Below are 20,840 nucleotides of genomic sequence, written 5' to 3' on the forward strand. Positions count from 1 at the left end.
GACGAAGACAGGAGTCTATCAACCCTCGCGCAGGACTGTCAGCGGACTCGCATTCAACGCCCGGCGTGTGCCGAATACACCCGCACCACCAATCAGCACTGCGCCGATCAATGGCAGCACCAGCAACCATGGATGTGGATGCCACGGCAGATCGAACGCATAGCGATACAGCACCAGGCTCACCACCTCCGAACCAATGGCTGCCAGCAAACCGCTGACCGCCCCGAGCAAGCCGAACTCGATGCGCCGGGCCTTGACCAGCAACTGCCGTTGCGCCCCCAGCGCACGTAACAGCGCGCCTTGGCGAATACGTTCATCCAGGGTTGCCTGCAAGCCGGAGAACAGCACGGCCATCCCCGCCGCCAACACAAACAACAACACGTATTCCACCGCCAGGGTGACCTGGGCGAGGATGCTGCGCAGTTGTTCCAGCAAGGCTTCGACCTGAAGAATGGTCACTGCCGGAAATGCCCGCGACAGCTCGACGATCTGCTGATCGTGACCGGGTGCCAGATAAAAACTGGTCAGGTAGGTTGCCGGCAGATCCTTCAGGGTGCCGGGCTGGAAGATCATGAAGAAATTCGGCTGGAAGTTGTCCCAGTTGATCTCGCGCAGGCTGGTGACTTTCGCTTCACGATTGACCCCGCCCACGCTGAACACCATGTGATCGCCGAGTTTGAGCTTGAGGCTTTCGGCGACTTTGCCTTCAACTGAAACGCCCGGCACGTCATCCGAGGGTTGCCCGGTCCACCAGGTACCGGCGGTGAGCTTGTTGCCGGCCGGAAGGTCAGCCGCCCAGGTCAGGCTCAAGTCACGTTGCACCGCGCGGTCGCCGGCCGAATCCTTGCTGACGATTTGCTGCACCGGTTCGCCGTTGATGCTGATCAGCCGTCCCGGCACCACTGGATATAGCGGCGCCGCTTGTGCGGACACCTTGATCAAATGATCGGTGAAGGCCTGTTTGTCCGCCGGCAGGATGTTCAGGGCGAAGTAGTTGGGGGCGTTTTTCGGCAACTGGTTTTGCCAGGTGTCGAGCAATTCACCGCGCAGCAGAGCGATCAGCGCCATCGACAGCAGGATCAACCCGAACGCCAGCGCTTGCCCGGCCGCCGCCAGCGGATGACGCAGCAACTGACCCAGACCGAGGCGCCACGGCAGAGGCGCACGGGCGAGCATCCGCCGCAGGCTGTTGAGCAACAACAGCAGCAAGCCTCCCAATAGCAGCGCAGCGGCCACACCACCGCCCAGCAGGGCGAAAGTCAGCAACAGATCCAGACTCAGGCGCCACATGATCAGGCCCAGCGCACCCAGCGCTGCGCCATATACCATCCAGGTGCTCGACGGAATCGGCAGCATGTCGCGACGCAATACGCGCAGCGGTGGTACCCGGCCCAGCGCGGCGAGCGGCGGCAGGGCGAAACCGGCCAGTGCCACCAGCCCGGTGCCGATCCCGGCGAGCGCCGGAAACAGGCCGCCCGGTGGCACATCGGCGGGTAGCAGATCATGCAACAGAGCGAACAGTCCCAGTTGCGCCAGCCAGCCGAGCACGGCACCACTGAGGGCGGCGAACAGGCCCAGCACGGTCAGCTGAATACTGAACAGCGCCATCGTTTCCCGGCGCGACAGCCCGAGGCAGCGCAACAGCGCACTGGCATCGAAGCGGCGGCTGGCGAAGCGGTTGGCCGATAACGCGACTGCAACTCCGGCGAGCAACACCGCGACCAGACTGGCCATGTTCAGATAACGCTCGGCCTTGCCCAGTGCACCGCCAATCTGCCGATTGCCGTCGCGCGCATCTTCGATTCGCTGGTTAGCCGCCAACCCCGGTTTGATCAGTTGCCGGTAGGTCTCCAGCGCCTGCGGTTGGCCGCGCCACAGTTCGCGGTAGCTCACGCGGCTACCGGGCTGCACCACGCCGGTGGCGGCGAGGTCGTCGAGGTTGATCATCACCCGAGGCGTGAGGCTGTAGAAGTTGCCTGCGCGATCCGGTTCGTAGGTCAGCACGCGGGTCAGCTTCAGGGTTTTCATGCCGACGTCGATGCTGTCGCCGATCTTCAGATCCAGGGCGGTCAGCAGACGTGCTTCGACCCAGGCTTCACCGGGTTGCGGTTCACCGCCAGCTGTTTCAACGGCAAACGGGGCCGGGGCGCTTTTCAGTTCGCCGCGCAGTGGGTAGGCGCGGTCGACAGCTTTGATGCTCGATAACTGAATGCCGTTGTCAGTGGCGATTACGCTGGAAAATTCCACTACCTGCGCATGCTTCAAGCGCAGCTCGGTGCCGCTGCGGATCTGTTCGTCGCGGGCCGGCGAGCTGCCCTCAAGCACTAGGTCGGCGCCAAGGAACTCGGTGGCGCGCAGCATCATTGCGCCGTTGAGGCGGGCGCCGAAGTAGCCGATGGCGGTACTCGCCGCGACCGCCACCACCAGCGCGAAAAACAACACTCGCAATTCCCCTGCGCGGGCATCGCGCATGAGTTGACGTAGCGCGAGACTGAACAGACGCAACAGCGGCAAACGTGCCATCAAGGCTCCAGAGGGGCGACCAGCAGCCCGGCTTCAAGTCGGATCAGACGCCGGCAGCGATGGGCCAGGCGTTCGTCGTGGGTCACCAGCACCAGGGTGGTGCCGCGCTCCTTGTTCAATTCAAAGAGCAAATCGCTGATGCGCTCGCCGGTGTGGCTGTCGAGGTTGCCGGTGGGTTCGTCGGCGAACAGCACGTCCGGCTCGGCAGCGAAGGCCCGGGCAATCGCCACGCGCTGTTGTTCGCCACCGGAGAGCTGGCGCGGCGAGTGCGTCAGGCGCTGGCCGAGGCCGACCCGTTGCAGCAGTTCAGTAGCGCGTTCACGGGCGTCTTTGCGGCCATCGAGTTCCAGCGGCAGCATGACGTTTTCCAGCGCGTTGAGGCTGTCGAGCAACTGGAATGACTGAAAGACGAACCCCACGTGTTCGGCACGGATGCGCGCGCGCTGGTCTTCGTCGAGGTTGCCCAGGGATTGCCCGGCGAGGATGACTTCGCCGCTGCTTGGCAAATCGAGGCCGGCGAGCAGGCCGAGCAGGGTGGATTTGCCGGAACCGGACGCGCCGACGATGGCCAGGCTGTCGCCCTTGTTCAGTTCCAGGCTGAGTTCGTGCAGGATAGTCAGTTCACCTTCCGCGCTGGGAACCACTTTGCTGAGGTTCTTCGCGGTGAGAATGCTTGCGCCCATGGAGAATCCGATGCGTGTTTGGTTTTTGAGTGCTGGCCTGGCCTTGATGTGCATGGCCCAGAACGCAGCGGCGGGTACTGTCCTGATCGTTGGCGATAGTATCAGCGCCGGTTTCGGACTGGATACCCGCCTGGGGTGGGTATCGCTGCTCGAGCAACGGCTCAAGCAGGAGGGTTTTGACGACAAAGTGGTCAATGCCTCGATCAGCGGCGACACCAGTGCCGGAGGCCAGGCACGCCTGCCGGCGCTGCTTGCAGAGCACAAGCCGGCACTGGTGATCCTCGAGCTTGGGGGCAATGATGGCCTGCGCGGAATGCCGCCAACGCAATTGCAACAAAACCTTGCGGCGATGATCGACAGCTCGCGTCAGAGCGGCGCCAAGGTGCTGCTGCTGGGCATGCAATTACCGCCCAACTACGGCAAGCGTTACACCGATGCCTTCGCCGAGGTCTACGGCAACGTTGCGGACGAGAAAAAGATCCCGCTGGTGCCGTTTTTCCTCGACGGCGTGGGCGGACATCCCGATCTGATGCAAGCCGATGGTCTGCACCCGGCAGCCGGGGCTCAGGGCAAGTTGCTGGAAAATGTCTGGCCGACGCTAAAACCGCTGTTATGAGGCTTTTCTAGTGGCAGGCTTTCGGCTAATGTGGCGCCCCCTTATTTGGAGCCCCCGATGCCGCGTCCTGCCTGGTCCCTGTTTGCCTACCAACTGATCGAGCCTGACGAACAGCTGGATCTGTTCGCCTGCCAGGAAGTGCGGGTGCATCTGGTGACCCGTCAACTGGAACTCGGTGGCTCGGCAGACCGCACGTTGTGTGGCAGTCTGCTGCCGGCACAACCGCGCTGGTCGAGTGTGGATCGCCGGGTGTTCCAGGATCAGCGCCTGTGTTCGTTATGCCGGGCGATCCTTGAGTCGCAGAAACGCGGGACGTCGCCGATCTGGCCTGAGTTGCGTTTCGAGCTTTAGGATCAAAAGATCGCAGCCTGCGGCAGCTCCTACATGAAGACTTCTGGCTGCCCATCGGCGCATCTCCCCGAATTATCGAGGTGCGGTGTACAATCGCGCTCTTATACCCTTGTTGATCATGCGAAGGATTTTCCGGATGTTGCCGCGCTTTCCTGCCGTCACCCGCTGCCTGTCACTTGCCGCCCTGTGTGTGGCCGGTCCCGTTGCTGCATTGGAGTTTCCCCTGCCACCACCCGGTGAGGACATCATCGGCCAGGTACAGGTGATCAAGGCCAAGTACGAAGATACCTTCGCTGACCTGGGCACCACCTACGATCTGGGTTATTCGGAAATGGTCGCGGCCAACCCGGGCGTTGACGCCTGGCTGCCGGGCGCCGGTACCGAAATCGTCCTGCCGACCCGCTTCATTCTGCCGCCGGGTCCGCGCGAAGGCATCGTGATCAACCTCGCCGAGTACCGCCTCTACTACTACCCGAAAGGCCGGAACGTGGTGTACACCTTCCCGCTGGGGATCGGGCGTGAAGGTTGGGGTTCGCCGATCGCGCATACCACCATCACCGCGAAGACACCGAACCCGACCTGGACGCCTCCGGCGTCGATCAAGGCCGAACACGCTGCTGATGGTGATCCGCTGCCGAACGTAGTGCCGGCCGGTCCTGACAACCCGCTGGGCCCGTTCAAGTTCAGTCTCGGCACGCCGGGTTACCTGATCCACGGTTCGAACAAGAAGTTCGGCATCGGCATGCGCACCAGCCATGGTTGTTTCCGCATGTTCAACAACAACGTGCTGGAAATGGCTGCAATGGTGCCGGTTGGTACCTCGGTGCGCATTCTCAACGACGCGTACAAGTTCGGTCGCAGTGGCGGCAAGGTGTATCTGGAAGCGCACACGCCGATCGATGACAAGGGCAACCCGTCGGTGGTCGACAAGCACACGGCGGTCATCAATGCGATGCTCAAGCGTGAGGATATTGCCAATAACGTGCGGGTGAATTGGGATGTGGTGCGCGATGTAGTCGCGGCTGAAGACGGCTTGCCTACCGAAATCGGTACGCCGAGTGCGGCAGCGCCGATGGTTTCGAGCACACCGATCGACCTGCAGCAGTAAGTTCGATCCAGACCCGCCGATGCGTGAAGCGTCGGCGGGTTTTTTATTGCCCGGACAAAAGTACCGGCCATAAAAAAGCCGACCCAAAAAATGGGTCGGCTTGATAACAATCCCGAGGGATTATTACTTGCGGCTAGCTTTGTCCAGCATGCGCAGAGCACGCTCGTTAGCTTCGTCAGCAGTCTGTTGTGCTTTTTGAGCAGCAGCCAGAGCTTCATCAGCTTTACGGTAAGCTTCGTCTGCACGAGCCTGGGAGCGAGCAGCTGCGTCTTCAGTAGCGGTCAGACGTGCTTCGGTTTCTTTCGATGCGCTGCTGCAACCGGTAGCCAGAACTGCGGCCAGAGCCAGAGCAGAGAATTTCAGAACGTTGTTCATCGTGTTCCCCTTCAAGGACTTTCAATTAAGTGGCTTTCTCCTCCGATTGAGGAAATAGCCGGCGTACATACTACCCATTACTTGTAGTAAGTAAACTGACCTAACGCAAGAAGCAAAAAAAATTGTAGGCGCTGATTCTTTTTCGAGCAACTTTTAACTGGGCTGTATAAAAAATATCCAGCTGCAAGCCCCGGCTTGAGCGTGTTAATGAGAAAAAGTTCCCTTAGCCCGATGCTGTTTCTGCGTCTTGCACCAAGTCTGCCTAGATGAATTCGTCTACACTTTTGTTCCGATTTTGCATGACGCCTCACATATCTTTGTCGCTCTTGAGGTGACTTTAAAGAAGAGGCTGCGTCTTAAGTCTCGACATTCGGCAATGTTCCGGCGAGCGCTTCGGGAAGATCTTCCCCGCGCCCGCCGCTGCGTCCATCGGAGTCACCCCGTCAACGAGCACGATGACGAGCGCACCTTGAGCATTTTCGCCAATGGTGCCTACTATTTATCACGTGCTCGGTTGCGCGAGATCGGTGTGGTTTTTCTCGGTGTCCATCAGGCACGGGGTGGCGTAGATGTTCCTTCGCCGGAAAAACATCGGTAAGGTAGGGGTCAGAATTCAAGACCCGCGAGGAGTAGTGATGAGCGAGGCGTTGTCCATCCACCATGACCAGGCTGGTCATCAGTTCGAGACCAATGTGGACGGTCATCGTGCCTACTTGACCTATATGGATCTGGGGAAACAGACCCTGGATATCTATCGCACCTTCGTGCCCAACGCCCTGCGCGGTCGAGGCATCGCCGCCGCGCTGACTGAAAGTGCGCTGCAGTACGCCGAAGAAATGGGCTACACGGTGATCCCGTCGTGCTCCTACGTCGAGCGCTATATGGAACGTCATCAGCGTCGCGCCGCCAAGATCTGAATCGCACACACAAAAACGCCGGGCAATGCCCGGCGTTTTTTTATGCCTGTGAAACGCTGATCAGCTGCGCTGACGTTTCGGCAGAACATCCTTGAGCTTGGCGTGCATGCTGCGCAGGGTGTTCTCGGTGGCGGACCAGTCGATGCAGGCATCGGTGATCGACACGCCGTATTGCAGGTCGGCGAGGTCTTTCGGGATCGCCTGGCAGCCCCAGTTCAGGTGACTCTCGACCATCAGGCCGATGATCGACTGGTTGCCTTCGAGGATCTGGTTGGCGACGTTCTCCATCACCAGTGGTTGCAGGGCCGGGTCCTTGTTGGAGTTGGCGTGGCTGCAATCAACCATGATGTTCGGCTTGATCTTCGCCTTGTTCAGCGCCTGCTCGCACAGGGCGACGCTGACCGAATCGTAGTTCGGCTTGCCGTTGCCGCCACGCAGCACCACGTGACCGTAGGCGTTGCCCTTGGTGGTGACGATCGACACGCCACCTTCCTGGTTGATCCCCAGGAAGCGGTGCGGGCTGGACACCGACTGCAGGGCGTTGATCGCCACAGTCAGGCCGCCGTCGGTGCCGTTCTTGAAGCCGACAGCCGAAGACAGGCCGGAAGCCATTTCACGGTGGGTCTGCGATTCGGTGGTACGCGCGCCGATGGCCGACCAGCTGATCAGGTCCTGCAGGTACTGCGGGGAGATCGGGTCGAGGGCTTCAGTGGCGGTCGGCAGGCCTTTCTCGGCCAGGTCCAGCAGCAACTGGCGACCGATGTGCAGGCCGTCCTGAATCTTGAACGAGTCATCCAGGTACGGATCGTTGATCAGGCCTTTCCAGCCGACGGTGGTCCGTGGCTTCTCGAAATACACGCGCATGACCAGATACAAGGTGTCGGAGACTTCCTCCGCCAGCACCTTGAGGCGATCGGCGTATTCGTGGGCAGCCTTGATATCGTGGATCGAGCACGGGCCGATCACTACGAACAGACGGTGGTCGGTGCCATCAAGAATGTTGCGAATGACTTCGCGGCCCTTGGTGACGGTGCGCAGCGCAGCATCGCTCAGAGGGATATCACGCTTGAGCTGATCGGGAGTGATCAGGGTCTCGTTAGAGGCGACGTTTAGGTCGTTGATCGGTAAATCAGCCATCGTTTACTCGTCAGGTCACGGGTGCCGGCCGCCAGCGATCCCCGCGCGGCGGAGCACAGCAGATTTAAGCGCGTCGGGGAGCCGAACCTTAGCGCGTCAGACGCGGCTCGACAATGGGCAAGCGCCGCTTTAATCCAGCACTGGCTGGGCAAAAGCCTTGCGCACGCTATCGTGGGAGAACTCGTCGGCGTGTTGTTCGACCCATTGCAGGGCCAGCGCCTGGATATCCTGCAGATCGTCGTGGGCCTCGTTCATGCGGCAATAACGCTCGATCTGGCACACCTGTTCGCCCATCCGCGCGCTGAACAGCGTCTGCTCATCGGTGAACGCGATCCCCACCAGATAGCCCTTCTTGCGCCGCAGACACCACGCGACATAGCCCGGATAACAGATGTCGGCATTGAGTGTCGGCATGCGCACTTGCAGCGCCGTGCCGTGGCGCCACGCGCGGTGATAATTGCAAGCGATCCCGCCGAGGCTGATAGTGTGCAGCTGTTGCCTGGAAATACACTCGGGCTTGAGCAAGGTTAATTCAACCGGCACTTCGTCCGGATGAGGAATGAAACGTCCCATGAGCACAGACTCCCTGTGTCGGCCATTTGACATTGTTTCCCCCAGTATAGTGGTCGAATCCGAGCTGACCGATTTCGACGCCGACCAGCGGTTGCTGGCGATGAGCGGCGTTTCGCTGGTGATTTTCACCAGTGTCGGCTGTTCCAGCTGCCGCTATGCCAGAGAGGTTTTGCCGGGATTCAAGCTGGCGGTTGATCGCCTGTGCTGGATCGATGCCGGCAACAACGGCGGGTTGGTGGAGCGTTATCAGGTCTTTCATTTGCCGGCGCTGTTTGTGGTGCGCGACGGCGAGTTCTTTGGGGCATTGCACACGCGCCTGACCGCCGATGCGCTGAACGCAGCAGTGGCGCAGGCACTGGGTCGAATTGCAGAGGAGTTGCCATAGATGGTGGGAGCAGACAGCAGACCGGTGATCGGGATTATCGGTACCGGTGCAATTGGCGGGTTCTACGGTTTAATGCTGGCGCGGGCCGGTTTCGATGTGCACTTTTTACTGCGCAGTGAATTCGCCGCAGTGGCCGAACGTGGTTTGCAGGTGGACAGTGCCGTGCATGGCACGCTGACGTTGAACCCGGTGCAAGCCTATGCCAAGGCCGAGGACATGCCGGCCTGCGACTGGTTGCTGGTCGGCGCCAAGACCACCAGCAGTGCCTGTCTGGCCCCGGCGATCATTGCCGCGGCCAGGCCCGGCGCGAAAGTGCTGGTGCTGCAAAACGGTCTGGACGTCGAAGACAGACTGCGCGAGCTGCTGCCCGATTCCCTGCATCTGCTCGGTGGTCTGTGTCTGATCTGCGTGCATCGCGAAGGTCCCGGGCACATCACCCATCAGGCGCTGGGGGCGGTGAACATCGGCTATCACAGTGGCCCGGCGGCAGGCGACGCGGCGCGCATGGCGCTGGTCGAGGAGGGCGCCAGTCTGTTCCGCGCGGCCGGTATCGATTCGCAGGCGATGCCCAATCTGCAACAGGCACGCTGGCAGAAACTGGTCTGGAATATTCCCTATAACGGTCTCTCGGTGCTGCTCGGTGCCGGCACCACGCCGCTGATGGCCGACGCGGACAGTCGCGCGCTGATTCAGGCGTTGATGGCCGAAGTGGTGCAGGGCGCCAAGGCCTGTGGTCACGACATGCCGCCCGGTTACGCCGAGTACCTGTTCATGATGACCGAAAAAATGCCCGACTACTGGCCGAGCATGTACCACGATTTCCTGCACAAGCGGCCGCTGGAACTGGAGGCGATTTATGCCCGGCCACTGGCTGCGGCCAAAGCCGTGGGGTTCGAGTTGCCGCGGATCGAGGCGCTGTATCGCACGTTGAGTTTCATCGACCGACGCAACGCCTGAGTCGGTTTTCTGGGGGAGTGGGGGAAGGCATGGCCAAGAACATCGATGACAAACTGGTGCTGGCGATTTCGTCTCGTGCCCTGTTCGACCTGAGCGAGAGTCACAAGGTCTACCTGGCGAGCGGCGTCGAAGCCTATCGGCAATATCAGATCGAACACGAAGACGAGATCCTCGCGCCCGGTGATGCCTTTCCTCTGGTGGAAAAACTCCTCAGCCTCAACAGTCGCCTCGACCGCGCCCGGGTCGAGGTGATTCTGGTTTCGCGCAACAGCGCCGACACCGGCCTGCGCGCCTTCAATTCGATTCACCACTATGGACTGGATATCTCGCGGGCGGCGTTCGTCGGTGGGCGCAGTCCGTATCCCTACCTCAAGGCTTTTGGCTGTGACTTGTTCCTGTCGACGCACGCAGAAGACGTGCGCGCTGCGCTGGACGCCGGTTTCGCTGCCGCGACGATTCTCTCCGGTGGCGCCAGTCGTGCCGCCAGTGACGAACTGCGCATCGCCTTCGACGGCGACGCGGTGCTGTTTTCCGATGAGTCCGAACGCGTATATCAGTCCGGCGGGCTGCTGGCGTTTCAGGCCAAGGAACGTGAATCGGCGCGCGAGCCGTTGCGCGGTGGGCCGTTCAAAGGTTTTCTGGCGGCGCTCAATGCGCTGCAACGCGAGTTCCCCGAGGATGACTGCCCGATCCGCACGGCGCTGGTCACCGCGCGTTCGGCACCGGCGCATGAGCGGGTGATTCGTACATTGCGCGAGTGGGACATCCGCCTCGACGAGTCGCTGTTCCTTGGCGGGCTGACCAAATCGGCGTTTCTCGAAGCCTTCGCTGCCGATGTGTTTTTCGACGATCAGGCCGGCCACTGCGAGGCCGCCCGCGAAGTGGTCGCCACCGGTCACGTACCGCACGGCATCAGCAACGAACCATCGATCTAAAGCCCCTGTGCTTCAAGACGTTGCGTCGCACGTCGTACTCGCCAAGGCACTGCTAAGCTGAATCAATCTCCGCCATGTTGGCACGCGAGGAGGTCATATGATTCGTTCGATGCTGTATGCCACTGACCTCGGTCTGTACGCACCTTTAGTGATGCAGCATGCCCTGGCACTGGCGCGGACATTCAATGCCGACTTGTATGTGGTGCATGCAGTGGAACCCATGGGACTGTTCGCCGAATCGGTGTTGCAGAGCTATCTCGACGAACAGGCATTGAACGAATTTCACAGTCAGGGTCTGAAAACAGTCATCGCCAGTATCGAACAACGGGTGCTGGACAGTTTTCGCGAAGAATTGGGGGAGGACGGCGAACAGGATCTGCAGCGGATCCGTGCGGTACGGGTACTGCAGGGCGATCCGTCGCAGGTGATTCTTGACCAGGTGGAGAAACTCTCTGTGGATTTGCTGATCGTAGGCACTCACAGCCACGGTGTCGGGGCGGAAACGCCTTTGGGGCGTACGGCGACCCGGGTCCTGCAATTGGCCAAGGTGCCGGTTTATCTGGTGCCGTTGGTGGAGCGCCGGCGTCGGGAGGATCGCTGAAGCGGGAATAATGGCGTTTTGATAAAAAAGTTCTAGATTTATTCATCAAACCATTAATATAGTTATATACCGTCGCTGATGCCCGTGGCGTCTACCTGCTTTGAGGGATACATATGAAGCTTCAACAATTGCGCTACATCTGGGAAGTGGCGCACCACGACCTCAACGTTTCCGCTACAGCCCAAAGCCTTTACACCTCGCAACCGGGTATCAGTAAACAAATCCGCCTGCTGGAAGATGAACTCGGCGTTGAAGTGTTTGCCCGCAGCGGCAAGCACTTGACCCGCGTCACCCCGGCCGGCGAGCGCATCATCACCACCGCAGGGGAAATCCTGCGCAAGGTCGAAAGCATCAAGCAGATTGCCCAGGAATTCTCCAACGAGAAGAAAGGCACCCTGTCGATCGCCACCACCCACACCCAGGCGCGTTATGCATTGCCGCCGGTGATCAGCAATTTCATCAAGCAATACCCGGACGTGGCGCTGCACATGCATCAGGGTTCGCCGATGCAGATCGCCGAGATGGCCGCTGACGGCACCGTCGATTTCGCCATCGCCACCGAAGCGCTGGAACTGTTCGGCGACCTGGTGATGATGCCGTGCTATCGCTGGAACCGTTGCGTGGTCGTGCCGCAGGGGCACCCGCTGACCAAGCTGCCGAAGCTGACCCTTGAAGCGCTGGCCGAATACCCGATCGTGACGTACGTGTTCGGTTTCACTGGCCGTTCGAAACTCGACGAAGCCTTCAGCCATCGCGGCCTGACGCCGAAGGTAGTGTTCACCGCTGCCGATGCCGACGTGATCAAAACCTACGTGCGTCTGGGTCTGGGTGTGGGCATCGTCGCCAAGATGGCGGTCGACACCAAACTCGATAACGACCTGGTGGTGCTGGATGCCAGCGAACTGTTCGAGTCGAGCATCACCAAGATCGGTTTCCGTCGCGGTACCTTCCTGCGTGGTTTCATGTGCGACTTCATCGAGAAGTTCGCCCCGCACCTGACCCGCGAAGTCATGGCCAAAGCCATCCAGTGCCACAACAAGCAGGAACTGGAAGAGCTGTTCGACGGCGTCGAACTGCCAGTCCACTGAGTCCCTGCCTCACAGCACCTCGGTGACAGCGAACTGTTGCCGGGTGCCCGCCACCAGAATCTCCACCTCATCGCCCTCGAACTTGCCCAGCAGGCTTTTGCCCAGCGGCGAGCGCGGGGTGATGACGGTAATCGGCTGGCCCACCACATCGACTTTCAGGCCCGCCGCATCCGGCGCCAGAAACAGCCATTGCTCGCGACCCTTTTCGTCCTCCAGGCCGAGCAGGGCGCCGATCTCGATGCCGCGATTTTCGTCATAGGCGCGCAGTGCCAGGTTTTGGCACTGCGCCAGTGACTGGCGGATTTCCTCGACCCGTTTCGCCTGACCTGCTGCCAGATAGGAAGCCTCAAGTCCGAGGGTGTCGTACTTGTTCTCGGCGATGTTTTCTTCATGGGTCGCGGTTTCGTAAGCGGTCTGCGCGGCGCGTTCGGCGATGTCGAGGTCGACGCGCAGTTTGTCGAGGATCAGTTGGTGGACGGTGTGTTTGTTCATGATCAATCGCAGAATTGCAAAACGTTGGCGCGGCTCTTCTCGCTCGGCGCGGTCTGGTCCTGTTGCAGCCAGAACTGGCACTTGGGGTTCGACTGGTTGCGACTGCTGCTGCGTGCCTGCTCCAGGCGATTCTGCTGTTCGTTCTTGCGCAGGTTCTCTTCGTACTGCTCGAACAGCGGACTCTGTGGCGGAATGTCCGGTTGTACCTGAACGGCCGCCGGGGGCTTGGCCAGTTGCTGCACGGCCTGAGCGACAGGCGCCAGTTGCTCGGTGAACACAAAGCGTGAAAGCACCCAGCAGGTCATGGCGATGGCCAGAAAGCCCAGCCACATGCCCAGGGCAATGCTGCCGGTCAGCCGCAGCGCGCTAAGCTGAACAGGCAAGGGACGACGCGGGGTGGGGCGATAGGGCATGGCTGCCTCCTGGCGGATGATTACGGGCAAGTCGCGATTGTCGCACGAAGATTAATCGCCGTCGGCTCTTCTGCGCGAGGTCATTTATGCGGACAATCAGCCCTTTTGCCAACGGGAGTCTTGCATGTCGGTACCGAAAACCCGCTGGGATATTTTTTGCACCGTGGTCGACAACTATGGCGACATCGGTGTGACCTGGCGTCTTGCCCGCCAACTGGTGGCCGAGCATGCGCTGGCGGTGCGTCTGTGGGTCGATGACCTGCGCGCCTTCGAGCGTATCTGTCCCGAGATCGACATCAACCTTGCCCAGCAATCGCAGCAGGGCGTCGAGGTGCGGCACTGGCCGAGCGACTGGCCGCAAACGGAAGCCGCCGATGTGGTGATCGCCGCATTTGCCTGTCAGTTGCCACCGGCGTACATGGACGCCATGGCCGAGCGGCAACGGCCACCACTGTGGATGAACCTCGATTACCTCAGCGCCGAAGACTGGGTAACCGGTTGTCATGGCCTGCAGTCGGTGAAGTACAAGTCGGTACAGAAATTCTTTTTCTTTCCCGGATTTCAGCCGGGGACCGGCGGCCTGCTGCGTGAAGGTGGTCTGCTTGAGCGTCGTCGGCATTTTCAGCAGGATGCCGCTGCACAGCGACAATTCCTGCAAGGCCTGGGTGTCGATCGCGCAGCGGATTCGCAGCTGATCTCCTTGTTTGCCTACGAAAATGCCGGGCTGGCCAGTTGGCTGGATGTGCTGGCGGCGGATAGCACACCGACCCATTTGCTGGTGCCGGAGGGGCGTATTCTCGGTGATGTCGCGCGCTGGCTCGGAGTCGATTCGCTGGCCGTCGGCGATTTGAACGTGCGTCAGGCGCTGACGGTGCAGGTGCTGCCGTTCGTCCGTCAGGATCAATACGATCAGTTGCTGTGGTGCTGCGATTTCAACGCGGTGCGTGGGGAAGACTCGTTCGTCCGCGCACAGTGGGCCGGGCGACCGATGCTCTGGCACATCTATCAGCAGGACGAAGACATCCATCTCGACAAGCTCGACGCCTTTCTCGCGCTCTACACCAAAGGGCTTTCACCGGCCGCTGCCGAGGCGATCAACGGTCTGTGGCGGGCCTGGAGCGCCGGACAACCGATTGGCGAGCACTGGCTGGAGGCCCGTAAACACTGGTCGCAATTGCAGGACAACGCCGAAGCATGGTGTCTGGAACAAGGCTTGCAGGCGGATCTTGCCACGGCGCTGGTAAGGTTTTACCTAAATTGGATATGATACGCGGCCTAGATTTTTGTAAATCCCATCCAAATTCGGATATTCGCAATGAAAACTGGTAAAGAACTCAAACCCGGTACCGTGATCCGTATCGACAACGATCCTTGGCTGGTTCAGAAAGCTGAATTCACCAAGTCGGGCCGTAACAGCGCGATCATGAAGACCAAGCTGAAGAACCTGCTGACCGGTTACAAGACCGAAACCGTTTACGGTGCGGACGACAAGCTGGACGACGTGATCCTCGACCGCAAAGAAGCGACCCTGTCCTTCATCAGCGGCGACACCTACACGTTCATGGACACCACTGACTACACCATGTACGAGCTGAACGCCGAAGACATCGAAAGCGTTCTGCCTTTCGTTGAAGAAGGCATGACCGACGTTTGCGAAGCCGTGTTCTTCGAAGAGCGTCTGGTTTCCGTAGAGCTGCCGACCACCATCGTGCGTCAGGTTGACTACACCGAAGGTTCCGCTCGCGGTGACACTTCCGGCAAGGTGATGAAGCCTGCCAAACTGAAGAACGGTACCGAGCTGTCGGTTGCTGACTTCATCGAAATCGGCGACATGATCGAGATCGATACCCGCGAAGGCGGTTCCTACAAAGGCCGTGCCAAATAAGCACTGCTTTTCGCGGAAAGAAAAAGCCCGACCATTGAGTCGGGCTTTTTTGTGCCTGCGATTCCACGTTAACCGCTGTGTGGGAGCGGGCTTGCTCGCGAATGCGGTGTGTCATTCAACGAACAGGTTGTCTGACCAGGCCTGTTCGCGAGCAAGCCCGCTCCCACAGTGGTTCGGTGTTGTTCTCAAACGGTGGTGTGCAGACGCACTTCAACATTGCCGCGAGTGGCGTTGGAGTACGGGCAGACCTGGTGCGCCGCTTCGACCAGGCTCTGTGCATCCGCTTGCTCCAGGCCTGGCAGGCTGATGTGCAGATCGATGTCGAGACCGAAACCGCCAGGGATCTGGCCGATACCGACGTGGGCGGTGATCGAGGCGTCGTCGGGGATTTTGCGTTTGGTCTGGCTGGCAACGAATTTCAGTGCGCCGATGAAGCAGGCCGAGTAACCGGCAGCGAACAGTTGCTCAGGATTGGTCGCTGCACCGCCGGCACCGCCGAGTTCTTTCGGGGTAGCGAGTTTGACGTCGAGGATGTTGTCGCTGGAGATCGCACGACCATCACGGCCGCCAGTGGAGGTTGCGATTGCGGTGTAGAGAGTTTGCATGGTGTGAGCCTCGTCGAGTGTGTTTTTTTTGCGCTAATTGTTTGCGCGCTAAGTAAGTACGAGGTGAATGTAGCTCGCTAATATTTAGTGCGCAAGATAATTTTTTGAGAAAGCTGAATCTCGGTCCTTTAAAGGCACAGTCGATCAGCTTGAAAGTGAAGATTTAGAGCGGATGTGGGGGGCGGCGGGGGCTGAAGAATATTTTCCTGGTGAACCGATCCTTTGTAGGAGTGAGCCTGCTCGCGATAGCGGTGGGACAGGCAAAACGGAGGCTGACTGAACCACCGCTATCGCGAGCAGGCTCACTCCTACAAGGGGGGGCAGCGCTGTTATCCGGGCAGGCTGTCTTGCAGATGACTGCGCAGCACTTGCAGTTCCGCTTGCAGGTTTTGCAGGCGCTCGACGGTAAAGCCACTGGCGCCGAGGATGCACTGCGGAACGCTTTTGGCTTGCTCACGAAGAGCGCGGCCCTGCGTGGTCAGTTCGACGATCACCACCCGTTCGTCTTCACGGCTGCGAGTTCGACTGAGCAGACCTTCGCCTTCCAGACGCTTGAGCAACGGCGTCAGCGAGCCTGGATCGGTCAGCAATCGCGTGCTTATTTCGCCCACGGTCAAACCGTCCTTTTCCCACAGCACCATCATCGCCAGATACTGCGGGTAGGTCAGGCCCAGCGCTTGCAGCAGGGGCTTGTAGACCTTGGTCATCATCAGCGAAGTGGAGTGCAGGGCGAAGCAGGCCTGGTTATCCAGCAGCAGGTGATCGCAGTTGTCGAGGGTGTCACGTTCGGTGGTCATGGCAACGCCTTGTTCGATGATGGGCTTGAATCTAGCGCCCGAATGTTTAATGCGCCAGATAATTATCCAGAATCTAGTGCCGGCCCAGCTCTCGCTGTAGCGCCAGATCCCACGGCGGCACCGGGCTGAAACGGGTCTTGAGGTATTCCAGAAGTAAACGGCTGCGCGAGTTGGTTTGCTGTTCCATGCGCAGCGCATAGATACCGGTGGTTTCCGGTTGTGGCAGGCCGGTCTCGCAGAACAGCGGCAGCAACTCTCCGCGCAGCAGGTACTCACTGGCCAGCCAGGTCGGCAAATGCGCGATGCCCAGCCCGGCCAGTGCGCCGCACACCAAGGCTTCGGCATTGTTGGCGCTCATGCGGATTCGTGAGGGGCGATGCAGTTGCATTTGCCCGTCCAGCTCGAAGCGCCAGGCGAAGGGCGGGGCGAGGCCTTCCCAATCCAGTCCGTCGTGTTCACTCAACTGCGCAGGATGGCTCGGCGCGCCACGGCGTTTGAGGTAGTCGGGGCTGGCGCAGGCGATGCGCACCATGCTCGCCAGCGGGGTGGCGACCAGCCGCGTATCGGCCATTTGCCCGGCGCGCAGCACCAGATCAACTTTGCCCAGATTCGAGCCGTGCATGTCGATGAAGCTGTCGATCAGGTGCAACTGCACATCCAGCCCCGGGTACAGCACCAGAAAGTCGGCGATGACCGGCGCGAGATGGCGGCGACCGAACGCAGCGGGGGCATCGATGCGGATCAAGCCTTCCGGCGCACTGCTCAACGACACCGCTTCGGCACGGGCCAGTTGCAGTTCGCTGACGATACGTCGCGCCCGCTCGGCAAACGCCAGCCCGGCCGGGGTTGCCCGCACAGCGTGGGTGCTGCGGATGAACAACTGGCTACCGACGGCGCTTTCCAGGCTATCAATGCGCCGCGCAATGGCGGAAGGCGTCAGCGGATGACGACGGGAAACCGCGGAAAAACTGCCGCTTTCCAGAACATCGAGAAATAACCCGAGCTGATCGGTCAACTGATTGGGATTCATGAGAATTGAATGCTTGTGCGAATTTGGCATAGCCATTGTGCGTTGCTGTGCGTTTCCCCGCCAGCCTGTACTGCGTAGGATGAATCGCCTGACGGATGAGGAAATCGCTGTGATCGAGTTTTTGTTGTACCTGCTGTTTGGCGCGGCCCTGGGCACACTGGGCGGAATATTTGGCATCGGCGGTGGTTTGATCGCCATTCCGCTGCTGGGTGTGTGGTTCGGCCTGGATCAACAGATCGCCCAAGGCACGGCGCTGGTGATGGTGGTGCCGAACGTGATGCTGGCGCTGTGGCGCTATCACCAGCGCAATCGCATCGAACTGCGCCATGCGCTGCCGCTGGCGGTCATGGGCTTCTGCTTTGCGTGGATCGGCTCGATCTGGGCGGTGGGCATCAATGCGCAAACCATGCGCATCGGCTTTGTCGCGTTCCTTGTGGTGCTCTCGGCGTACAACCTGTTGAAGATGTTCGGCAAAAAAACCGCGGTGACCTCCGAGATGCGTTACTCATGGCCATGGCTGGGTGTGCTCGGCGCAGCGTCGGGGACCATGGGTGGCTTGTTCGGCGTCGGCGGGGCCGTGGTGGCGACGCCCGTGCTGACCAGTCTGTTCGGCACCACGCAAGTGGTTGCCCAAGGCCTGTCGCTGGCGCTCGCATTGCCGAGCACCGGTGTGACGCTGGTGACGTACGCGGTGCATCACGAAGTGGACTGGATGATCGGCCTGCCGCTAGCCATCGGCGGTCTGGCCAGCATCAGTTGGGGCGTGAAAATCGCCCACGCGATGCCGGAAAGGCTCTTGCGCGGGCTGTTCTGCGGTTTTCTGGTGCTGTGTGCGGTGATGCTCGCCTTTAAAGTTTGAAGCCTTCGACGATGTGCTCGGCCAGGCATTCGGTGATCGGCGACGGATTGTTCAGGTTGCGGATCAGCATGATGCTGGCCTCGGGCAGCAATGGCAGGTCCTCGGCGGCGCCGAGAATGCGCATGTCCGGGGTGATCAGGCTCTCCAGTTGCGCGGTGATCGCCAGACCCGCGCTCACCACCGCCATCAGCGCCGACAGGCTGGTGCTGTTGTAGGCGATGCGGTAGTCGCGGCCCATCGCGTCCAGCGCATTGCACGCCCACAAGCGGCAGAAACAATCACTGTTGAACATCGCCAACGGCAGCGGCGTCTGCTCGTGGGCGCTGAAGTTTTGCGCTTCGGCCCAGACGAATCGCTCCTTGCGCAGCAACTGGCCGATCTCGTTGCCCGGCTCGCGGGTGACGATCGACAAATCCAGATCGGTGCGCTGCAACAGCTGTTTGCTGGACTCGCAGTGCACTTCGATCTGAATCAGCGGATAGAACTGGGCGAACCGCGACAGGATTCCCGGCAGAAACCGCATCACATAGTCGTCCGGCGTACCGATGCGCACGGTGCCGACCATGTGTGGCTCGCGCAAAGTGTTGAACACTTCGCTGTGCAATTTCAGGATGCGCCGCGCATAGCCGAGCAGCACCTGGCCTTCGGCGGTCAGGCGTACCTGGCGGCCATCGCGCTCGAACAGCTGGCGTTGCAGAACGTCTTCTTCCAGACGCTTCATCTGCATGCTCACGGCCGATTGCGTGCGGTTGACCATCTCGCCAGCGCGGGTGAACCCGCCCTGATCGGCGATTGCAACGAAGGTGCGCAGGACATCGGTATCGATACTGGGATAGGCCGACAATTCATCAATCTCCGAGATGCATGGCATCAGAAACATTCGTTGGATTGATCTTAGCTCCGGGGCGAGACTTTAGTCATCCCACATGGAGGGCAACACGATGAAAGGTCAAAAAGTCTATGTCAGTGATGAAAGAGTGCCGGTGCACCTGATCTCGGATCTGCTGCACAAGTTTAGCCGCTGGTACGAATTGCACCGTGAACGTGAGTTGCTCGCCAGTCTGAGTGATGAAGCGTTGAAGGACATCGGGGTCAGCCGCGCTGACGTTGAACACGAGGCCATCCGGCCGTTCTGGGACGATCCGATGCATAAATGATGAGGGTATCGCTACACAAACCCCTTTTGACTGAGGTAGGTTGCGAGCAGACAAGGAGATGTTCATGCCCGCGACTCTGGCCTTTTCCCTCAAACAGGCGCGACGTCTGGCGCTGGCTGCCCAAGGGTTCAACGGGCGCCAGCCGCTGACCGTCAAGGCGCCGCACGTCAACCGGCTGATTGAACGGCTGGGTCTGTTGCAGATCGACTCCGTCAACGCGGTGGTGCGCTCGCACTACTTGCCGCTGTTTTCTCGTTTGGGTTCATATCCATCCACTCTGCTCGACCAGGCCGCCTGGAGTTCGGGTCGCCGTCGCACGCTGTTCGAATACTGGGGCCACGAAGCATCGTTGCTACCGCTGGCGATGTATCCGTTGCTGGGGTGGCGGATGCAGCGCGCGAAACGTGGCGAGGACATCTATCAACAACTGGCGAAGTTCGGACGCGAGCAGCAAGACACGATTCGTCGGGTTATGGCGTCGGTCGAAGCGCAGGGCGCGTTGGGCGCGGGCAGCCTTTCGACCCGCGAGGACAAGGCCGGTCAGTGGTGGGACTGGAGCGCGGAGAAGCATGCGCTGGAATGGTTGTTCGCCGCCGGCGAAGTGACCGTGGCCGGGCGCCGCGGTTTTGAGCGTTTGTATGATTTGCCGGAGCGGGTCATCCCTGCGCCGATTCTGCAGCAGCCGTTGCCGGATGAAACCGAGGGCCAGCGTGGTCTCCTGCTGCATGCGGCCCAGGCACTCGGCGTTGGCACGGAAAAGGATCTGCGGGATTACTTCCGTTTGAACCCGGCCGATGCGCGACCGCGTCTGGCGGAGCTGGTCGAGGACGGGCAGTTGCAGAACTGCGAAGTCGCCGGCTGGCGACAGATCGCCTACTGTCTGCCGCAGCCGAAAGTCCCGCGTAAAGTCGTCGCCAGTGCGCTGTTGTCGCCGTTCGATTCGCTGATCTGGGAGCGCAGTCGTACCGAGCGACTGTTTGATTTCCGCTATCGGCTGGAAATTTATACGCCGCAGGACAAGCGGGTCTATGGCTATTACGTGCTGCCGTTCCTGCACAACGAGCGGATTGCTGCGCGGGTCGATCTGCGCGCCGAGCGGGCGTCGGGGCGGTTGGCGGTGCATGCGTTGCACGAGGAAGAGCCGGGGCTGGATGATCAGGGGATGTTGGCGCTGGCGCTGAATTTGCGGCAGATGGCCGATTGGCTGGGGCTTGCACGGGTGCAGCTTAATTGTCAGCGCGAGAGTGTAGGGCGATTGCGGGTGGCATTGGCTGAAATCTGTAGTGACTGAGCTGGCCCCTTCGCGAGCAAGCCCGCTCCCACATTGGTTCTGTGCCGTTCACAAATCCAGTG

The 20,840-nt window shown here is 60.4% G+C and carries 25 protein-coding genes; 14 read left to right on the forward strand and 11 right to left on the reverse strand.

Features of this window, described 5'->3' with window-relative positions; all coding sequences use genetic code 11:
• Positions 1-18: 18 nt before the first annotated feature.
• Together LCH64_RS05730 and LCH64_RS05735 are read right to left on the reverse strand one after the other, a co-directional pair.
• Entirely contained in the window at positions 19-2,523 is a 2,505-nt protein-coding gene (locus LCH64_RS05730; protein WP_226499715.1) for an ABC transporter permease, read from the reverse strand.
• Positions 2,523-3,206, reverse strand: coding sequence for an ABC transporter ATP-binding protein (locus LCH64_RS05735; protein WP_103483839.1), 684 nt, complete (start codon positions 3,204-3,206; stop codon positions 2,523-2,525). The genes LCH64_RS05730 and LCH64_RS05735 overlap by 1 nt, the downstream gene beginning before the upstream one ends.
• Positions 3,207-3,216: 10 nt before the next feature.
• On the opposite strand from LCH64_RS05735, the gene LCH64_RS05740 reads away from it, so the two are divergent.
• The 3 genes from LCH64_RS05740 to LCH64_RS05750 all read left to right on the forward strand — a co-directional run bounded on the left by LCH64_RS05740 (position 3,217) and on the right by LCH64_RS05750 (position 5,281).
• Positions 3,217-3,822 (forward strand): arylesterase, encoded by a 606-nt coding sequence (locus LCH64_RS05740; RefSeq protein WP_226499716.1) that lies wholly within the window; start codon positions 3,217-3,219, stop codon positions 3,820-3,822.
• A gap of 57 nt (positions 3,823-3,879) precedes the next feature.
• A complete protein-coding gene (locus tag LCH64_RS05745) occupies positions 3,880-4,173 on the forward strand; it encodes a hypothetical protein (protein WP_003226812.1) in 294 nt (97 codons plus the stop codon).
• A gap of 136 nt (positions 4,174-4,309) precedes the next feature.
• Positions 4,310-5,281: a L,D-transpeptidase family protein gene (locus tag LCH64_RS05750; RefSeq protein ID WP_226499717.1), complete on the forward strand. Its 972-nt coding sequence runs from the start codon at positions 4,310-4,312 to the stop codon at positions 5,279-5,281.
• A gap of 123 nt (positions 5,282-5,404) precedes the next feature.
• Here the strand turns inward: LCH64_RS05750 and oprI are convergent, their stop codons facing one another.
• Entirely contained in the window at positions 5,405-5,656 is a 252-nt protein-coding gene (oprI, locus tag LCH64_RS05755; protein WP_003199355.1) for an outer membrane lipoprotei OprI, read from the reverse strand.
• A gap of 635 nt (positions 5,657-6,291) precedes the next feature.
• On the opposite strand from oprI, the gene LCH64_RS05760 reads away from it, so the two are divergent.
• On the forward strand, positions 6,292-6,573 hold the full coding sequence (locus LCH64_RS05760; RefSeq protein ID WP_003226804.1) for a GNAT family N-acetyltransferase: 282 nt from the start codon (positions 6,292-6,294) through the stop codon (positions 6,571-6,573).
• A gap of 60 nt (positions 6,574-6,633) precedes the next feature.
• Here LCH64_RS05760 and LCH64_RS05765 read toward each other — a convergent pair whose 3' ends face one another.
• Together LCH64_RS05765 and LCH64_RS05770 are read right to left on the reverse strand one after the other, a co-directional pair.
• On the reverse strand, positions 6,634-7,710 hold the full coding sequence (locus tag LCH64_RS05765) for a 3-deoxy-7-phosphoheptulonate synthase (RefSeq protein ID WP_003226802.1): 1,077 nt from the start codon (positions 7,708-7,710) through the stop codon (positions 6,634-6,636).
• 129 nt (positions 7,711-7,839) lie between these two features.
• The gene (locus LCH64_RS05770; protein WP_007964792.1) at positions 7,840-8,283 is read right to left on the reverse strand and encodes a PilZ domain-containing protein; all 444 of its coding nucleotides are present in this window, start codon (positions 8,281-8,283) and stop codon (positions 7,840-7,842) included.
• Here LCH64_RS05770 and LCH64_RS05775 point away from each other — a divergent pair.
• From LCH64_RS05775 to cysB, 5 genes are all read left to right on the forward strand, one after another.
• Positions 8,282-8,668 (forward strand): thioredoxin family protein, encoded by a 387-nt coding sequence (locus LCH64_RS05775; protein WP_103522499.1) that lies wholly within the window; start codon positions 8,282-8,284, stop codon positions 8,666-8,668. The two genes, LCH64_RS05770 and LCH64_RS05775, sit on opposite strands and share 2 nt — an antisense overlap.
• The gene (locus tag LCH64_RS05780; protein WP_226499718.1) at positions 8,669-9,625 is read left to right on the forward strand and encodes a putative 2-dehydropantoate 2-reductase; all 957 of its coding nucleotides are present in this window, start codon (positions 8,669-8,671) and stop codon (positions 9,623-9,625) included.
• Positions 9,626-9,654: 29 nt separating this feature from the next.
• Positions 9,655-10,560 carry a 5'-nucleotidase gene (locus tag LCH64_RS05785; protein ID WP_103483836.1) on the forward strand — a complete coding sequence of 302 codons (906 nt, stop codon included), beginning with the start codon at positions 9,655-9,657 and terminating at the stop codon, positions 10,558-10,560.
• Positions 10,561-10,657: 97 nt separating this feature from the next.
• Positions 10,658-11,161 carry a universal stress protein gene (locus LCH64_RS05790; protein ID WP_103483835.1) on the forward strand — a complete coding sequence of 168 codons (504 nt, stop codon included), beginning with the start codon at positions 10,658-10,660 and terminating at the stop codon, positions 11,159-11,161.
• Positions 11,162-11,274: 113 nt separating this feature from the next.
• Positions 11,275-12,249, forward strand: coding sequence for an HTH-type transcriptional regulator CysB (gene cysB / locus LCH64_RS05795; RefSeq protein WP_007908591.1), 975 nt, complete (start codon positions 11,275-11,277; stop codon positions 12,247-12,249).
• A 9-nt stretch (positions 12,250-12,258) separates the two neighbouring features.
• On the opposite strand, the gene LCH64_RS05800 is transcribed toward cysB, so the two are convergent.
• Positions 12,259-12,741, reverse strand: coding sequence for a GreA/GreB family elongation factor (locus tag LCH64_RS05800; protein WP_226499719.1), 483 nt, complete (start codon positions 12,739-12,741; stop codon positions 12,259-12,261).
• Between the two features lie 2 nt (positions 12,742-12,743).
• Positions 12,744-13,154: a hypothetical protein gene (locus LCH64_RS05805; RefSeq protein WP_226499720.1), complete on the reverse strand. Its 411-nt coding sequence runs from the start codon at positions 13,152-13,154 to the stop codon at positions 12,744-12,746.
• A 124-nt stretch (positions 13,155-13,278) separates the two neighbouring features.
• Between LCH64_RS05805 and earP the strand changes: the two genes are divergently transcribed.
• A complete protein-coding gene (gene earP, locus LCH64_RS05810; protein WP_003226787.1) occupies positions 13,279-14,421 on the forward strand; it encodes an elongation factor P maturation arginine rhamnosyltransferase EarP in 1,143 nt (380 codons plus the stop codon).
• Positions 14,422-14,469: 48 nt separating this feature from the next.
• Entirely contained in the window at positions 14,470-15,039 is a 570-nt protein-coding gene (locus tag LCH64_RS05815; RefSeq protein WP_003226785.1) for an elongation factor P, read from the forward strand.
• A gap of 185 nt (positions 15,040-15,224) precedes the next feature.
• Here LCH64_RS05815 and LCH64_RS05820 read toward each other — a convergent pair whose 3' ends face one another.
• From LCH64_RS05820 to LCH64_RS05830, 3 genes are all read right to left on the reverse strand, one after another.
• Positions 15,225-15,644 carry an organic hydroperoxide resistance protein gene (locus LCH64_RS05820; RefSeq protein ID WP_003226782.1) on the reverse strand — a complete coding sequence of 140 codons (420 nt, stop codon included), beginning with the start codon at positions 15,642-15,644 and terminating at the stop codon, positions 15,225-15,227.
• Between the two features lie 329 nt (positions 15,645-15,973).
• Positions 15,974-16,441 (reverse strand): MarR family transcriptional regulator, encoded by a 468-nt coding sequence (locus tag LCH64_RS05825; RefSeq protein ID WP_226499721.1) that lies wholly within the window; start codon positions 16,439-16,441, stop codon positions 15,974-15,976.
• Between the two features lie 73 nt (positions 16,442-16,514).
• On the reverse strand, positions 16,515-17,471 hold the full coding sequence (locus LCH64_RS05830) for a LysR family transcriptional regulator (protein ID WP_201136934.1): 957 nt from the start codon (positions 17,469-17,471) through the stop codon (positions 16,515-16,517).
• Between the two features lie 109 nt (positions 17,472-17,580).
• On the opposite strand from LCH64_RS05830, the gene LCH64_RS05835 reads away from it, so the two are divergent.
• Complete coding sequence (locus LCH64_RS05835; protein WP_226499722.1) at positions 17,581-18,330, forward strand: sulfite exporter TauE/SafE family protein; 750 nt, start codon at positions 17,581-17,583, stop codon at positions 18,328-18,330.
• Here the strand turns inward: LCH64_RS05835 and LCH64_RS05840 are convergent.
• On the reverse strand, positions 18,320-19,174 hold the full coding sequence (locus LCH64_RS05840; protein ID WP_025113145.1) for a LysR substrate-binding domain-containing protein: 855 nt from the start codon (positions 19,172-19,174) through the stop codon (positions 18,320-18,322). The two genes, LCH64_RS05835 and LCH64_RS05840, sit on opposite strands and share 11 nt — an antisense overlap.
• 97 nt (positions 19,175-19,271) lie before the next feature.
• Here LCH64_RS05840 and LCH64_RS05845 point away from each other — a divergent pair, with 97 nt between their 5' ends.
• Both LCH64_RS05845 and LCH64_RS05850 read left to right on the forward strand, forming a co-directional pair.
• Positions 19,272-19,487 carry a DUF1127 domain-containing protein gene (locus tag LCH64_RS05845; protein ID WP_003226778.1) on the forward strand — a complete coding sequence of 72 codons (216 nt, stop codon included), beginning with the start codon at positions 19,272-19,274 and terminating at the stop codon, positions 19,485-19,487.
• Positions 19,488-19,551: 64 nt separating this feature from the next.
• Entirely contained in the window at positions 19,552-20,778 is a 1,227-nt protein-coding gene (locus tag LCH64_RS05850; RefSeq protein WP_226499723.1) for a winged helix-turn-helix domain-containing protein, read from the forward strand.
• Positions 20,779-20,840: the final 62 nt, after the last annotated feature.

Source organism: Pseudomonas sp. MWU16-30322 (assembly GCF_020515535.1).
In the GTDB taxonomy this organism is placed as follows: domain Bacteria; phylum Pseudomonadota; class Gammaproteobacteria; order Pseudomonadales; family Pseudomonadaceae; genus Aquipseudomonas; species Aquipseudomonas fluorescens_H.